The sequence below is a fragment of the Gilliamella sp. wkB18 genome (genome assembly GCF_001690875.1).
Lineage (GTDB): Bacteria > Pseudomonadota > Gammaproteobacteria > Enterobacterales > Orbaceae > Gilliamella > Gilliamella apicola_A.
This window is the reverse complement of sequence record NZ_LZHM01000110.1, coordinates 37,292-52,991: the sequence shown is the minus strand read 5'-3', so window position 1 is coordinate 52,991 and position 15,700 is coordinate 37,292. Positions and strand designations below refer to the sequence as shown.

Below are 15,700 nucleotides of genomic sequence, written 5' to 3'. Positions count from 1 at the left end.
AAAGGGTAATGTATTGCTTTGTCTAGCTTTGATTTATAATCTTAATTTCTTGGCACATTATTAGGTCAAGTTTTTGCTATAATGCACTTTATCTTTTAACAAGTATAATACTTTATGCAAGAGCTTACAGATAAAGAATTGCTACGTTATGATAGGCAAATTACACTACATGGCTTTGATGTTGAAAAACAGCAGATACTAAAAAGCAGTTCAGTATTAATTATTGGATTAGGTGGTCTTGGTTGTGCTGCGTCCTTATATTTAGCTGCCTCAGGAGTGGGAAAATTAACTTTATTGGATTTTGATATTGTGTCAAAATCAAACTTAAATAGGCAAGTTTTATATACTGAAAAGTCAATTAATCATTATAAAGTGGATGAAGCAAAACTTGCGCTATGTAAAATTAATAATGATATTGTCATTGAATCCATTAATCAACAACTTGATGATAGTGATCTTATTTCGCTTATAAAACAGCATAATATTGTGATTGATTGTACGGATAATTTAATCACTCGTGAGCAAATTAATCGTTGTTGTTTTCAGTCCAAAACGCCATTGGTTTCGGGGTCGGCTATTCGGATGGAAGGGTTATTGACTGTCTTTACTTATCAACAAGACGAGCCATGTTATTACTGCTTAAGTCGCTTGTTCGGTAATGATCAGTTAACTTGTATTGAAGCTGGAGTATTGGCGCCACTAGTTGGTATGTTTGGTTCCATGCAAGCATTAGAAGCAATAAAGGTATTAACTCATTATGGTGTTCCTTTAGTGAGAAGGTTGCTTATTGTTGATGTAATGACGATGCAATTTAACCAAGTTACATTTCCAAAACAACCTAATTGTTATGTATGTGCTAGTAATATAAATCAGATAAAATAATGAAAATTAATCGTATCATTTTAGCACCTATGGAAGGTGTGCTTGATTATCATGTTAGGCAAATTTTAACTGAAATTAATGAATTTGATTATTGTGTTACTGAATTTATTCGGGTTACCCATCATAAATTATCAAATCAAACTTTTTATCGTTTTTGTCCTGAACTTTATCATGGCGGCAAAACTATATCAGGTACACCAGTTCGTATTCAGCTTTTAGGGCAATCACCGCAATGGATGGCAGAAAATGCAGCGAAAGCGATTGAGTTGGGATCTTACGGTGTTGATATCAATTTTGGTTGTCCTGCTAAAACTGTAGTTGGAAGCCAAGGCGGTGCGTATTTATTGCAATACCCTGAACAAATTTTTAATATTGTCAGTCAAGTTCGACAAGCTATTGCAGCTACTGACACATTATCTGTGAAAATTCGGTTAGGTTGGGATGATAAATCGTATTGTTATGAAATAGCTAATGCTATTCAACTAGCTGGCGCAAATGAAATTGTTATTCATGGTAGAACTAAAATAGATGGTTACAGATCCGATAAAATTGATTGGCAAACGATAGGTAAAATTAAAAAAAAACTGAATATTCCTGTTATTGCTAATGGTGAAATTTTTTCGATTGATAATGCTCAAAGTTGCATAACCCAGAGCTTAACTACTGATATTATGCTTGGTCGTGGAATACTCAATACTCCTAATTTAGCCAATGTAATTCGTTTCAGACAGTTAGCATTACCTTGGAATCAGGTTATGCAAATTCTAATTCGTTATGCAACAACACCTATTGATGACGCCAAACCTTTGTACCACTCAGCACGAATTAAGCAATGGCTTGCTTATCTTCGACAGCAGTATCCTCAAGCTTTGGCGCTTTTACAAAGTATTCGAATTTTTAAAACACAAAAAGAAGTTTCTGATTTTTTAATTTCCTTCAGTAATAATGATATGAATTAAAAGATATCTAAAAAAATAGAATAAATTTTATTATTGAGATGTATAAAGTTGTCCTAATGCAATTAAATTAAGGGTTAATTTAAAAAATTAATTGTCCACTCTTTTTTATGTTTATGATTTTTTCTTTCAAAAATTTTATCATTGACAATAATTAAGACAATAAGGCTATTATTCAATAGGCATAAAAGATAATATAACAAAGGGTTATCCATAATTAAAAGCAGACTATCTTGTTAGTGAGTATATAATTTATTGCATAACTTTGTTATAGTGTACAAGTTGTAAGTTTTTTATAAAATAGAGAGGCAGGAATGATGCTTGGTAAGCGACAATCGGATACAACATTAGAATGGTTTTTATCTCATTGCCATATTCATAAATATCCAGCAAAAAGCACCCTTATTCATCAAGGCGAAAAAGCAGAGACTCTCTATTATATTGTTAAAGGTTCAGTTGCAGTTTTAATTAAGGATGATGAAGGCAATGAAATGATCCTGTCATATTTAAATCAAGGACAATTTTTAGGTGAAATCGGACTTTTTGAAGAAGGTACCGAGCGAAGCGCTTGGGTTAAAGCCAAAATAAGTTGTGAAGTAGCTGAAATATCTTACAAAAAATTTAAACAACTTGTGCAAGTTAATCCCGATATTTTAATGCGATTGGCTAGCCAAATGGCAAGTAGATTACAAGTTACATCTGAAAAAGTAAGTAATTTGGCGTTTTTAGACGTGGCAGGACGTATTGCTCAAACCTTATTAAATCTTGCCAAACAACCTGATGCCATGACACACCCTGATGGCATGCAAATCAAAATTACTCGTCAAGAAATAGGTCAAATTGTTGGTTGTTCTCGCGAAACCGTTGGACGTATTTTAAAAATGTTGGAAGACCAGCATCTTATTTCTGCACATGGTAAAACGATTGTAGTTTACGGCACACGTTAATTATACGATTACTAGAGCTTAGTCATAAAATGATTGTTACGATATGAGATATAACATGACACAAGAAAGATGTATTCCTAGTCATGTGGCTATAATTATGGATGGAAATGGTCGCTGGGCAAAGCAACGAAATCAGTTACGTGTGGTCGGTCATCGCGCCGGCTTGAAAACTGTGCGTAAAATTGTTATGCATGCTGCAAGTATAGGCGTAAAAGTATTGACTTTATATGCATTTAGTAGCGAAAACTGGAAACGTTCTTCAAGCGAAGTTTCAGCACTGATTTCACTTTTTATTTATGCGTTAAATCGAGAGATGAAAACGTTAAATAAAAATAATATTCGTTTAAATATTATAGGTGATATTTCACGTTTTAATGATCAGCTTCAAACGATGATTATTAATTCCGAAGCATTGACTAAAAATAATTCGGGACTTGTATTGAATATTGCAGCAAACTATGGCGGACGCTGGGATATATTGCATTCTGCTAAAAATATTGCAAAGCAGGTTATGCAAGGTGAATTAATGGTAGATGAAATTACGGAAGATCGATTTGGTTTGGAAATGTGTATGAGTGACCAGCCTGAGGTAGATCTTGTTATTCGTACGGGTGGTGAATATCGTATTAGTAATTTTTTATTATGGCAAATTGCTTATGCAGAACTTTATTTTACTGATGTTTTGTGGCCTGATTTCAATCAGGTATTATTTGATGAAGCAATTAATGAATTTAATACCAGAGAACGACGCTTTGGTGGTATTTTAGTAGAGGAATAATAATTATGTTAATTCACCGTATATTTGCAGCTATTGTACTTATACCTTTAGTGATTCTAGCGCTTTTTTTAGCTCCATTATCCATATTTGTTTTTATAATGATTGTTGTATGTGGATTAGCCGGTTGGGAATGGGCACAGTTTTTTGGTATTATTAATAAACAAACAAAATTATGTTTCGCATTAGCTGTCGTTCTATTATTGAATTTACTTTATTTGGCTCCGATATCTACAGAAGTAAAATTGAAATTATATAGTGTATTATTATTACTCTCCATTGTTTGGTGGTTAGTTGCACTAGCTTTGGTGGCTAGTTATCCTCGTATTGCTAAATATTGGAGAAGCTCTTTAATTGCCAAGTTATTATTTGCTTTTTTTACAATAGTTCCCTTCTTTATTGGTATGATTGAGCTAAGAGCGATTGATTACACTATTAATTCTTATACAGGTGCATTTTGGCTTCTTTATGTTTTTGCTTTGGTTTGGGCAACAGATACGGGGGCATATTTTGTTGGGCGTAGTTTTGGAAAACGAAAATTAGCTGCTAAAGTATCTCCAAGTAAAACTATTGAAGGTTTTATAGGGGGAGTTAGTGTTGCCATTGTAATCAGTTTTATTGCATATCTTTCAGGCATATTTAAGATCAATTTTGTTATTTTTGTGATTAGTTCTATGTTTGCAATTTTTGCTTCGGTCCTTGGTGATTTAACAGAAAGTATGTTTAAACGAGAAGCCGGCATAAAAGATAGTGGGAACTTGATTCCAGGTCATGGCGGTATTTTAGATCGGATAGATAGCTTGACTGCTGCAGTTCCAATTTTTGCTACTTTTTCTTTATATTTATTGTAAAAAGGTTATAAATTTTGCTTTGGTCGCTGTTGTTATTTCTTATTACAATCAGTATATTAGTTACTGTGCATGAATTTGGGCATTTTTTTATTGCACGGTTATGTGGTGTACGTGTTGAGTGTTTTTCTATAGGCTTTGGTAAAAAGTTGTGGTCACATAAGTTTTCAAGTGGAACAGAATTTGTAATTGCTATGATTCCACTAGGCGGTTATGTTAAAATGCTCGATAAAAATGTAAAAGCAGTATCGGTAGAATATAAAAAATTTGCTTATGATGAAAAGAAAATCTGGCAAAGAGCAGCAATTATATTTGCTGGTCCTTTAGCTAATTTTGTATTAGCATTTATTCTTTATTGGATTATTTTTTTGATGGGCATAGTAACTTATCCTGTCAAAATCGAAGGTACGATACCGAATACACCAGCGGCAATGATTAATATTCCTGCTGGTGTAGAATTAAAAAAAATAAATAATATTGATATTGAAAGTTGGAATGATGTGAATTTAGTACTGATATCTCTTCTTGGGAAAGATAGTATCTCTCTTTCATATTTAGAAGATGTTGGTAATAATAACCGAAAAGAAATCAAAAAAAATGTTGATATAAGTCATTGGCATTTTGATGTTGAAAAAGAATCTGCGATTAAAACATTTGGATTTATACCTAAAACATTGGAAATTTATCCAATTGTGAGTAGAATTATATCAGGATCGGTGGCTGAGAAGGCTGGATTGCAAATAGGTGACAAAATTATAAGCTATGATGGTCGCCCCTATGAAAATTGGGATGATTTTGCAGCTACAATAAAAAAGGGTAAACAAATAAGATTAAAAGTTGAGCGAGAAAATGAGATCCTTGATTTTGATCTTAAACCGGCAATTCAAAAAAATGGCGAAGGTATAGTGGGACTATATCCAACCTCAACTGCTGTACTTAAGCAGTATGGCTTTTTAGACGGATTTAGTAAAGGAATTGAACAAGCAGTGTTGACAATTCGGTTAACTGCACGTTCTCTTTATCAGTTGGTAACAGGTGTTATTGGTCTAGATCAATTATCAGGACCAATAACTATAGCAAAAAGCGCAGGGCAAACAGCAAGTTATGGTTTTACACCTTACTTATATTTTCTAGCTTTTATTAGTATAAGTTTAGGTGTTATCAATCTTGTTCCATTACCCATGTTAGATGGCGGGCACCTTATTTTTCTATTATTTGAAAAAATAAATGGTAAAGCGCTATCCAATAAAGCAAAGGAGCAATTTTTTCGTATTGGATTTGTTTTATTAATGGTAATAATGGGAATTGCACTATTTAATGATTTTTTACGATTGTGATGGGATGGGGTTATAAACATTTACAATGAAAATAAATAAATTACTTATAGCATCTTTGCTGTTCAGTTCTACAGCAGTATATAGTTCCAATGCCTTTTGTGCTGAAGAATTTGTTGTGCGAGATATTCAATTTGATGGCTTGCAGCGAGTTACTGAAGGGGCTGCTTTACTTGATATGCCAATTCAAGTTGGTGATTATGTGAGCGATTCAGATCTGGGACACATCATCAAATCACTTTATTCTAGTGGAAACTTTGACAATATCACTGTTTCTAGAGATGGCGATCGTTTAATCGTTCATGTTCAAGAACGCCCAACAATAGCTAGCATTAATTTTTCAGGCAATAAAGCAATTAAAGATGACATGCTTAAAAAGAATTTAGACAGTTCAGGTATTCGAGAAGGTGATGCATTAGATCGCACTATGCTTTCTGTAATAGAAAAAGGCTTGGAAGATTTTTATTATAGTGTGGGTAAATATAATGCTCAGGTTAAGGCTGTTATAACACCATTGTCTCGTAACCGAGTTGATTTAAAAATAGTAGTAGCTGAGGGTAAATCAGCTTTAATTGATCAGATTAATATAGTTGGCGCTAAAGCTTTTTCTCCAGAAGAACTTGTTTCCCGTTTTTCATTGCGAGATGAGGTTCCATGGTGGAATATGTTTGGTGATCGAAAGTATCAAAAACAAAAATTAGCAGCTGATTTAGATGAATTACAAAGCTTTTATTTAAATCGCGGCTATGCTCGTTTCAATATTGAATCAACGCAAGTTAGCTTAACCCCTGATAAAAAAGGTATATATGTTACTATAAATATTCATGAGGGAGAGCAATATAAGCTATCTAATTTAGACTTTAGAGGTAATTTTGCAGGGCATAAAGAAGCAATTGCCAAAATAGCTAACGAACGTATTTCAATTGGTGAACTTTATAATGGTCAAAAAATAACTGAAATTGAAGATAAAGTTAAACAGCTACTTGCAAATTATGGTTATGCTTATCCACGCATTAATGTTCAACCTGAAATGGATGATTCCGCACATACTGTTAAATTAGTCGTAATGGTTGATGTAGGAAAACGCTATTATGTTCGTAATATCAATATTGATGGAAACACCGTGACAAGTGAAGGTGTTGTGCGCCGGGAGCTTCGCCAAATGGAGGGCGCTTGGTTAAGCAATGGATTAGTTGAGTTAGGGAAAGAACGTATAAGCCGATTAGGTTTTTTTGATACTGTTGAGGTAAGTACAGAACGTGTTCCAGGTGTAGAAGATCAGGTTGATGTAACTTATAAAGTGGTTGAACGCAATACTGGTAGCATTAAACTGGGTATTGGGATTGGTTCTGATAGTGGATTAAGCTTTAATGCGGGGATATCACAAGATAACTGGTTAGGAACCGGTAATAGTGTGTCATTTGATGTTAATACGACAAATACTGATAAGACAGCTTCAATATCAATTTTGAACCCATATTTCACCGTTGATGGGGTAAGTTTAGGAGGAAGCTTATATTATAATACTTACAAAGCAGATGATGACGATGACGAATCTGTTTATTCAAGTAAAGTATGGGGCGTTTCAGCAAGTTTAGGCTTCCCACTTAGTGAAAATAACTTTATTCGATTTGGTACTGAATTTACTAATCATAAATTATCTGATATGCGCGCTCAGTACGGTATGTGGCGCTACTTTGATTCAATGGGCGAAAATATGCAAGACAAACGCTCAATGACTTATAATGCGAATGATTTATTGTTAAATGCTTATTGGACTTATAATTCTCTTAATAGAGGTTATTTCCCAACATCAGGTCTAAAAATAACAGCAAATGCTAAAATAACTGCCCCATTATTTGATAATCGATTCTATAAAATTGTTACTGATGCATCATATTATTATCCAATTGATTCAGACCATAACTGGGTATTTCTAGCGCGTGGTCGCTTGGGATATGGTAATGGGTTTGGAGGTAAACAATTGCCATTTTATGAGAATTTTTATGCTGGTGGCTCAACAGTTCTTCGTGGCTTTAAATCCAATACTGTAGGTCCTAAAGCCATTTACTTTAACAATGAAGGCTGTGATGGACTGAATAATACGCTAAAATGTACAGAGTCTAAGGATGCAGTAGGTGGTAATGCATTAGCATTTACAAGTGTAGAATTGATTGTTCCAACCCCATTTGTGAGTGAGAAATATGCTAATAGTATTCGCACATCGTTCTTTGTGGATGCAGGTACTGTTTGGGATTCTGAATGGAAGCTAAAAGGTAATAATATGCCAGATTATAGCTCTCCTTCTGATATTCGTGTATCAGCTGGTATTGCTGTTCAATGGATGTCACCATTAGGACCATTGGTCTTTTCTTATGCTCAACCGCTTAAGAAATTTGATGGTGATTCAGCTCAACAATTTCAGTTTAATATAGGTTCAACGTGGTAATATCGCGTTGTATAAATAAAAATACAAATAGGTGAAAAAAGTGAAAAAAATTATATCAATTCTTGGTATTAGTGCTGCGTTCTTCTTTACAGGTATCGCAAATGCAGAAGTAAAAATAGGCGTTATAGATGTAATGTCTATATTACAACGCATGCCACAACGAGAAGCAGTAGGTAAAGCATTAGATAAAGAATTTGATGCAAAAATTAAATCATTACAAGATGTTGAATCTAAGGCTAAAAATGCAAGTGCACGCTTGAAAAAAGAAGGTCAAACGTTATCTGCGTCTGAAAAAAGTAAATTAAATAAAACAATTTCTGATTTTGAAAATAAAGCTAAAGCGTTTTCAAATGAATATCGTAAACGTGAATCTGAAGAGGCAGAAAAGTTATTAGCTAAAATTCAAGAAGCAGTTAAAGATATCGTTGCAACAGAAAAATATGATCTTATTTTAAAAGCAGAAGCCGCTTTATCTGCTTCAGATTCTGTTGATATTACAGAAAAAGTGTTGGAAAAGGTCAAAAATTAATGTTGGCTTTTCGTTTAGAGCAACTAGCTAAGCATCTTGATGCAAAATTACATGGTGATGGTAATTTAACTATCACCGGTATAGCGTCAATGAAAAATGCAGTACCTGGGCAAATTACTTTTTTGTCCGACAAAAAGTTACGGAATAATTTATTGGATTGTAAAGCTTCTGCTGTAGTCTTAACAGAAGAAAATCTTAGACATTGGCATGGTGCAGCTTTAATAGTTACAAATCCTTATCTCTCTTACGCTAAATTAGCCCAATTTCTCGATACTACGCCAAATCCAGCTAAAGATATCGCTCCTTCATCAGTAATTGATCCAACGGCACAATTGGGTAAAAATGTCTCAGTAGGAGCTAATGCTGTTATTGAAAGCGGTGTGGTATTAGGTGATGAATGTATCATCGGAGCTGGTTGTTTTATAGGTAAAAATACCATAATAGGTAAAGGTACAAAATTATGGGCAAATGTTTCTATTTATCATAACTGTATAATTGGTGAAAATTGCTTAATACAATCAGGAACAGTTATTGGTGCTGATGGTTTTGGTTATGCAAATGATAAAGGTAAATGGATAAAAATTCCTCAACTTGGTCGAGTTGTTATTGGCAATAATGTTGAAATTGGAGCATCAACAACAATTGATCGCGGTGCACTTGATGATACGGTTATTGGTAATGGAGTTATTATCGATAATCAGTGTCAAATTGCACATAATGATATAATAGGTGATCATACAGCTATTGCTGGTGGCGTGATTATGGCTGGAAGCTTAACTATTGGTCGCCATTGTTTAATTGGTGGTGCAAGCGTTCTTAATGGTCATATGGAGATTTGTGATCAAGTCACTGTAACTGGTATGGGTATGGTAATGCGTCCAATAACTAAACCAGGCGTTTACTCATCAGGTATTCCTTTACAAGAAAATAAAGTATGGAGAAAAACTGCTTCTTTAGTTTTACATATTGATGAAATAAATAAACGCTTGAAATCACTTGAGAAGAAACTATTAAATGTCTCGACGTAAACGGTTTCGGTCGGTATAATGCCTGCCTATTTTATAAATTTTTTAGCTCAATTATCACTTTTAATGTAATTAAGAGCAGAATATTCAAAAATTCCGAGGTATAAAGATGCAAGTTTCGTTAGAAACAACACAAGGTGTAGGTCGACGTTTGTCAATTGCAATTAAGGCCGATGAGATTAAAAAAGCTATTGATAAAGAATTAATTAATACTGCAAAGAAAGTTCGTATAGACGGTTTCCGTAAAGGAAAAGTACCTTTGAAAATTGTTGAACAACGTTATGGTGCTTCTATTTTGCAAGATGCATTAAGCGATTTAATGCAACGAAACTTTATTGAAGCAATTATCCAAGAAAAATTGAATCCTGCAGGTGCGCCGACTTATATTCCAACCGAATATAAAAATGGTGAAGACTATACTTTTACTGTTGAATTTGAAGTTTATCCGGAAGTTGAAGTTAAAGATCTAGATAAAATTGAAATTGAAAAGCCAGTTGCAGAAGTAGTTGATGCAGATATTGAAACAATGATTGAAACGCTACGTAAACAACAAGGAACTTGGAAAGAAGTTGATCAAGATGCTAAAGAACAATGCCGTGTTACTTTAGATTTTGTTGGTAAAGTTGATGGTGAAGAATTTGAGGGCGGTAAAGCTAATGATTTTGTATTAGTATTAGGCCAAGGTCGAATGATTCCAGGTTTTGAGGATGCAATTATTGGACATAAAGTTGGTGATAAGTTTGATATCAATGTTACTTTCCCTGAAGATTACCACTCAGAAAATTTGAAAGGTAAACCAGCCGTTTTTGCTGCAACACTTAAGAAAATTGAAGAACTTGAACTTCCTGAACTTACCAAAGAGGTTATCAAACGTTTTGGTATTGCTGATGGTACTGTTGAAAGTTTACGAGCAGAAGTCCGTAAGAACATGACTCGTGAGCTTAATGCAACAATTCGTAATAAAATTAAAACACAAGTTATTGATGGTTTAGTTAAACATAATGAGATTGATGTTCCAACAGCATTAATTGAACGTGAAGTTGATGTCTTGCGTAAGCAGGCTTTATCACGTTTTGGTGGCAACATGAAGCAACCAGTCGAATTACCAAAAGAATTGTTTGAAGTTGAAGCGAAGAGACGTGTTAGTATTGGTTTATTATTCAGTGAAATTATAGAGAAAAATAAGCTTAAAGCGGATGATTCTCGAGTTCAGTCATTAATTGATGAAATTGCGACAGCTTATGAAGATCCCAAAGAAGTTATAGAATATTATCGTAACGATAAGAAAGCGATGGATAATATTCGTTCTGTAGCTTTAGAAGATCAAGTTGTTGATCTATTATTAACCAGTGCAAAAGTAACAGATAAAAAATATTCTTTTTCTGAATTAATGAATCAGCAAGTAGCATAATTATTAGCTGTTTAATTTAATCTAAATAAGATCACTATAAAGCCCAAATAAGGAATATCTGTTTGGGCTATTTTGTTTAAATAGGAGATAAAAATGTCTTTAGAACCATACATGAGTGTTATCCCAATGGTTGTTGAGCAGAGTTCTCGTGGTGAGCGAGCTTATGATATTTATTCAAGGTTATTAAAAGAGCGCATTATTTTCTTAACTGGTCAGGTCGAAGATAATATGGCTAACCTTGTTATCGCTCAAATGCTATTTTTAGAAGCTGAAAATCCAGAAAAAGATATTTATTTATATATTAACTCACCTGGTGGTGTAGTGACAGCAGGTATGGCTATTTATGACACAATGCAATTTATTAAGCCAGATGTAAGTACAATTTGTCTTGGTCAGGCTTGTTCAATGGGTTCCTTACTTTTAACTGCTGGAACTAAAGGGAAGCGTTATTGTTTGCCTAATGCTCGTGTAATGATTCATCAACCATTAGGTGGTTTTCAAGGACAGGCTTCTGATATTCAAATTCATGCTCAAGAAATTTTACAGGTTAAAAGTCGATTAAATAATATTTTATCGTTACATACAGGACAAGATATTAGTGTAATTGAAAAAGATACTGATCGTGATAATTTTATGTCTGCTGAAAAAGCAGTTGAATATGGCTTGGTTGATGCCATATATAACAAACGATCTTAAAAATATAGGTAGGTGGTAAAAGTGAATAAAGAAAGTTCAGAAAAATTACTCTATTGTACTTTTTGTGGTAAAAGTGAACATGAAGTTCGTAAACTGATTGCTGGACCAGCATCTATATATATCTGTAACGAATGTGTCGGATTATGTAATGATATTTTAAAAGAAGAAACAAAAAGCTTTCTTTCACATGAAGAGTTCATCAATAAGCCATTGCCAACACCACATGAAATTCGAGCACATCTTGATGAATATGTTATTGGTCAAGATTATGCAAAGAAAGTTTTATCTGTTGCTGTTTATAATCACTATAAGCGTTTACGTAATTATACTAGCAGTAAGGATGTCGAGTTAGGTAAGAGTAATATTTTATTAATTGGTCCTACTGGTAGCGGTAAAACATTATTGGCAGAGACATTAGCTCGGTTTTTAGATGTACCTTTTGCAATGACTGATGCCACAACATTAACTGAAGCGGGTTACGTTGGTGAAGATGTTGAAAATATTATTCAGAAATTACTGCAAAATTGTGATTATGATGTGGAAAAAGCGCAACGTGGGATTATTTATGTCGATGAAATCGATAAAATAACTCGAAAATCAGATAATCCATCTATTACAAGAGATGTATCAGGAGAAGGTGTTCAACAGGCTTTGTTAAAGATTATTGAAGGAACTATTGCTTCAGTTCCCCCTAAAGGCGGTCGTAAACACCCTCAACAAGAATTTTTACAAGTTGATACCTCAAAAATCCTTTTTATTTGCGGTGGTGCTTTTAGTGGGTTAGACAAGGTAATTGAAAATCGTGTTTCAACTAATACTGGAATAGGTTTTGGTGCTGAAGTAAAAAGTACTAAACAAAGGGCTTCTGAATCTGAATTATTAGCTAAGATAGAAGCTGAAGACTTAGTTAAATTTGGATTAATTCCAGAATTTATTGGTCGGCTACCTGTTATTGGTACTCTTTCTGAATTGGACAAGGAAGCATTAATTAGTATTTTAACTGAGCCTAAAAATGCTTTAACTAAGCAATATCAAGCATTATTTGAACTGGATGGTGTTGATCTTGAGTTTTCTAAAGAATCATTAGATGCTATAGCAATAAAAGCGATGAAACGTAAAACTGGTGCACGAGGTTTACGTTCAATAGTAGAAAATATTTTACTTGATACTATGTATGATTTACCTTCAATGAACAGTATTAAACAAGTCGTTGTTGAACAAGATACAGTAGAAAAATCTCAAGCACCAAAATTAGTCTATCGTAATGATACAGAACTTACTGGTTAGATACCTCTACTTGCTGCTATTTTGTTAGCAGTAAGTAAAGAATAAATAATGAAATTTAACATTAAAATTCTGAATGATTTTATCAACCATGTTTTAAGGATAATACATATTATAAACAATAAAAAATAGGCTTGAATACCTTAAAACGATCCCAATATCTATCAAATGGGGTTGTACTACTAGAGAGAAAAAAATGAAAACAAAACAAACTAAACAAATGATTATGCCTATTTTACCATTACGCGATGTTGTCGTGTTCCCTCATATGGTAATTCCTCTCTTTGTCGGACGAAATAAATCAATACGTTGCCTTGAAAGTGCAATGGAAATGGATAAACAAGTCTTTCTTGTGACACAAAAAAACCCATCTCAAGATGACCCTGATGTTGATGATTTATATGAAATCGGCACTGTGGCTAATATTTTGCAATTACTTCAATTACCAGACGGAACTGTGAAAGTTTTAGTTGAAGGGGTTGAGCGTGCTAAAATTTTGGATATTGTTGAACAAGATGAAGATGATTTTTTAATAGCAAATATTAAACCTCTTAGAGAAAAGAAAAATCCAGAGGATTTAAATGAAGCATTAATTCGTGTAGTGTTATCTAATTTCGAAGAATATTCAAAACTTAATAAAAAAATTACCCAAGAAGTAGTTGATTCCATTAGATTAATTAAAGAACCTTCACAATTATCTGATTCGATTGCTGCAACTTTATTTTTGAAGGTTGAACAAAAGCAGCAAATTTTAATAACAGCTGATCTTGAAAAACGGTTTGAATTGCTTATTGCAATGATGGAAGCTGAGATCGATTTGTTACAAGTTGAAAAAAATATTCGGCAACGTGTTAAACAACAAATGGAAAAAGCACAGAAAGAATATTATCTTAACGAACAAATCAAAGCAATTCATAAAGAGTTAGGTGATATAGATAATAAACCTGATGAATATGAAGAATTAAAAAATAAAATTACTAAAGCAAAAATGCCTCAAGAAGCAACAGATAAAGCCTTGGCAGAACTAAATAAATTGAGAATGATGCCAGCAATGTCAGCTGAGGCAACTGTTGTGCGTGGTTATATAGATTGGATGATACAAGTGCCTTGGTATAAGCGTAGTAAAGTCAAGAAAAGTATAGAAGGTGCAAAAAAAGTATTAGATAAAGATCATTATGGCCTTGAAAGAGTAAAAGACCGGATTTTAGAGTACTTAGCAGTACAAGGTCGAGTAAATAAAGTTAAAGGTCCAATTTTATGTTTAGTTGGACCTCCAGGTGTTGGTAAAACTTCACTTGGTCAATCAATTGCTAAAGCAACAGGTCGCCAATATGTTCGAATGGCGTTAGGGGGAGTACGTGATGAAGCTGAAATTCGTGGGCACAGACGTACATATATTGGTTCTATGCCGGGAAAATTAATTCAACGAATGGTTAAAGTCGGGGTTAAAAATCCATTATTCTTATTAGATGAAATTGACAAAATGGCATCTGATATGCGAGGGGATCCCGCATCAGCTTTATTAGAAGTACTTGATCCTGAGCAAAATAATGCTTTTAGTGATCACTATTTAGAAGTTGATTACGATTTATCCGATGTAATGTTTGTTGCTACAGCAAATTCAATGAATATTCCTGCGCCATTATTGGATCGTATGGAGGTTATTCGCCTTTCTGGTTATACAGAAGATGAAAAGTTGAATATTGCCAAACAGCATTTAATTACAAAACAACTTGAAAATAACGGTTTGAAGCAAAAAGAAATTAGTATTGAAGATTCTGCTATTATCGGCATTATTCGTTACTATACTCGAGAAGCAGGGGTTCGAAGCTTAGAGAGAGAAATTGCAAAAATTTGTCGTAAAGTTGTTAAACAATTAGCTTTGGATAATAAGTTGAAAAAAGTGATAATTACTCAAGATAATCTTAAAGATTACTTAGGTGTGCAGCGCTTTGATTATGGTAAAACAAATAATGAAAATCGTATTGGAGAAGTGGTTGGCCTTGCTTGGACAGAAGTAGGTGGAGACTTACTAACTATTGAATCTGCCAGTGTGCCAGGTAAAGGTAAATTAACTTATACAGGATCACTCGGTGATGTGATGCAAGAGTCTATTCAAACGGCATTAACTGTTGTACGGGCTCGTGCAGAAAAATTAGGTATAAATAGCGATTTTTACGAAAAACGTGATATCCATGTGCATGTACCTGATGGGGCAACTCCAAAAGACGGACCAAGTGCAGGTATTGCAATGTGTACTTCACTCATTTCAACGTTAACTGGTAATCCTGTTCGTTCTGATGTTGCTATGACTGGTGAGATAACATTACGTGGAGAAGTTTTACCAATAGGTGGGCTAAAAGAGAAGTTACTAGCTGCGCATCGAGGTGGAATTAAAATTGCACTTATTCCAATTGATAATATTAAAGATTTGGAAGAAATACCAGATAATGTTAAAGCAGAAATTGATATTCGTCCCGTCAAATGGATTGATGAGGTAATTACTATTGCTTTACAAAACAATCCATTTGGTATAGAGCCAGTAGCTGAAAAAGTATCATTAA

General features: G+C 33.8%; 12 protein-coding genes and 1 pseudogene. All 13 read left to right on the top strand.

Going from position 1 to position 15,700, the window contains the following annotated elements; genetic code table 11:
- Nucleotides 1-114: 114 nt before the first annotated feature.
- Nucleotides 115-882 carry a molybdopterin-synthase adenylyltransferase MoeB gene (locus A9G48_RS10825; protein WP_034944449.1) on the top strand — a complete coding sequence of 256 codons (768 nt, stop codon included), beginning with the start codon at nucleotides 115-117 and terminating at the stop codon, nucleotides 880-882.
- Nucleotides 882-1,841, top strand: a complete 960-nt coding sequence (gene dusC / locus A9G48_RS10820; RefSeq protein WP_034944447.1) for a tRNA dihydrouridine(16) synthase DusC — start codon at nucleotides 882-884, stop codon at nucleotides 1,839-1,841. The genes A9G48_RS10825 and dusC overlap by 1 nt, the downstream gene beginning before the upstream one ends.
- Nucleotides 1,842-2,152: 311 nt before the next feature.
- Nucleotides 2,153-2,785, top strand: a complete 633-nt coding sequence (crp, locus tag A9G48_RS10815) for a cAMP-activated global transcriptional regulator CRP (protein ID WP_034944444.1) — start codon at nucleotides 2,153-2,155, stop codon at nucleotides 2,783-2,785.
- 55 nt (nucleotides 2,786-2,840) lie between these two features.
- On the top strand, nucleotides 2,841-3,563 hold the full coding sequence (locus tag A9G48_RS10810) for an isoprenyl transferase (RefSeq protein WP_081299271.1): 723 nt from the start codon (nucleotides 2,841-2,843) through the stop codon (nucleotides 3,561-3,563).
- A gap of 5 nt (nucleotides 3,564-3,568) precedes the next feature.
- Entirely contained in the window at nucleotides 3,569-4,411 is an 843-nt protein-coding gene (locus A9G48_RS10805) for a phosphatidate cytidylyltransferase (RefSeq protein ID WP_034944438.1), read from the top strand.
- A 14-nt stretch (nucleotides 4,412-4,425) separates the two neighbouring features.
- Nucleotides 4,426-5,745: an RIP metalloprotease RseP gene (gene rseP / locus A9G48_RS10800; protein ID WP_051825085.1), complete on the top strand. Its 1,320-nt coding sequence runs from the start codon at nucleotides 4,426-4,428 to the stop codon at nucleotides 5,743-5,745.
- Nucleotides 5,746-5,770: 25 nt separating this feature from the next.
- Entirely contained in the window at nucleotides 5,771-8,191 is a 2,421-nt protein-coding gene (bamA, locus tag A9G48_RS10795) for an outer membrane protein assembly factor BamA (protein WP_034944427.1), read from the top strand.
- Between the two features lie 40 nt (nucleotides 8,192-8,231).
- Nucleotides 8,232-8,720 (top strand): OmpH family outer membrane protein, encoded by a 489-nt coding sequence (locus A9G48_RS10790; protein WP_051825082.1) that lies wholly within the window; start codon nucleotides 8,232-8,234, stop codon nucleotides 8,718-8,720.
- Nucleotides 8,720-9,748 carry a UDP-3-O-(3-hydroxymyristoyl)glucosamine N-acyltransferase gene (gene lpxD / locus A9G48_RS10785; RefSeq protein ID WP_034944425.1) on the top strand — a complete coding sequence of 343 codons (1,029 nt, stop codon included), beginning with the start codon at nucleotides 8,720-8,722 and terminating at the stop codon, nucleotides 9,746-9,748. The genes A9G48_RS10790 and lpxD overlap by 1 nt, the downstream gene beginning before the upstream one ends.
- 106 nt (nucleotides 9,749-9,854) lie before the next feature.
- Nucleotides 9,855-11,156 carry a trigger factor gene (tig, locus tag A9G48_RS10780; protein WP_034944423.1) on the top strand — a complete coding sequence of 434 codons (1,302 nt, stop codon included), beginning with the start codon at nucleotides 9,855-9,857 and terminating at the stop codon, nucleotides 11,154-11,156.
- A gap of 93 nt (nucleotides 11,157-11,249) precedes the next feature.
- Nucleotides 11,250-11,852 carry an ATP-dependent Clp endopeptidase proteolytic subunit ClpP gene (clpP, locus tag A9G48_RS10775; RefSeq protein ID WP_034944420.1) on the top strand — a complete coding sequence of 201 codons (603 nt, stop codon included), beginning with the start codon at nucleotides 11,250-11,252 and terminating at the stop codon, nucleotides 11,850-11,852.
- 12 nt (nucleotides 11,853-11,864) lie between these two features.
- Entirely contained in the window at nucleotides 11,865-13,139 is a 1,275-nt protein-coding gene (clpX, locus tag A9G48_RS10770; RefSeq protein WP_034944412.1) for an ATP-dependent protease ATP-binding subunit ClpX, read from the top strand.
- Between the two features lie 193 nt (nucleotides 13,140-13,332).
- Nucleotides 13,333-15,690, top strand: a pseudogene (gene lon / locus A9G48_RS10765) (endopeptidase La); the annotation flags it as partial.
- Nucleotides 15,691-15,700: the final 10 nt, after the last annotated feature.

Bases quoted from the DNA above. Each gene is read 5' to 3' on its own strand.
- A9G48_RS10805 (WP_034944438.1), top strand. From the start codon at position 3,569: ATGTTAATTCACCGTATATTTGCAGCTATTGTACTTATACCTTTAGTG.
- clpP (WP_034944420.1), top strand. From the start codon at position 11,250: ATGTCTTTAGAACCATACATGAGTGTTATCCCAATGGTTGTTGAGCAG.
- dusC (WP_034944447.1), top strand. From the start codon at position 882: ATGAAAATTAATCGTATCATTTTAGCACCTATGGAAGGTGTGCTTGAT.
- lpxD (WP_034944425.1), top strand. From the start codon at position 8,720: ATGTTGGCTTTTCGTTTAGAGCAACTAGCTAAGCATCTTGATGCAAAA.
- A9G48_RS10810 (WP_081299271.1), top strand. From the start codon at position 2,841: ATGACACAAGAAAGATGTATTCCTAGTCATGTGGCTATAATTATGGAT.
- bamA (WP_034944427.1), top strand. From the start codon at position 5,771: ATGAAAATAAATAAATTACTTATAGCATCTTTGCTGTTCAGTTCTACA.
- crp (WP_034944444.1), top strand. From the start codon at position 2,153: ATGATGCTTGGTAAGCGACAATCGGATACAACATTAGAATGGTTTTTA.
- A9G48_RS10825 (WP_034944449.1), top strand. From the start codon at position 115: ATGCAAGAGCTTACAGATAAAGAATTGCTACGTTATGATAGGCAAATT.
- tig (WP_034944423.1), top strand. From the start codon at position 9,855: ATGCAAGTTTCGTTAGAAACAACACAAGGTGTAGGTCGACGTTTGTCA.